Origin of the sequence: Streptomyces sp. NP160 (genome assembly GCF_006335115.1) — a bacterium.
In the GTDB taxonomy this organism is placed as follows: Bacteria; Actinomycetota; Actinomycetes; order Actinomycetales; family Quadrisphaeraceae; genus Quadrisphaera.
Map to the genome: position 1 here is coordinate 1 of NZ_VDMJ01000099.1, position 317 is coordinate 317.

The window sequence follows — 317 nt, forward strand, 5'->3', positions numbered from 1 at the left end:
GGCGCTGACCCCGGCCGCCGGCCCCAGCCGCGGCCGCGCCGGCGCCCACGTGCTCACCCCGGACCCCGCCGACAGCCCCCTGCACGCGGCGTTCTTCGAGGCCGCCCGCCAGGCCGGGCACCCGGTGGCCACCGACCCCAACGACGTGCAGGACGGCGTCGGCCGCTTCGAGAAGGCCCAGCAGCGCGGCCGCCGCGTCACCGCCGCGGACGCCTACCTCACCCCCCACCTGCACGGCCGCACCGGTCGCGGCGGGCTGCGCGTGCAGACCCGTGCGCTGGTCACGCGCGTCGTGGTCGAGGGCGGCCGCGCCGTCG

1 protein-coding gene is annotated in these 317 nt (G+C 80.8%); it reads left to right on the plus strand.

What is annotated here, in order from left to right:
* A partial coding sequence (locus FHN55_RS22095) for a GMC family oxidoreductase N-terminal domain-containing protein (protein ID WP_180358017.1) occupies window positions 1-317 on the plus strand: 317 nt, incomplete at both ends.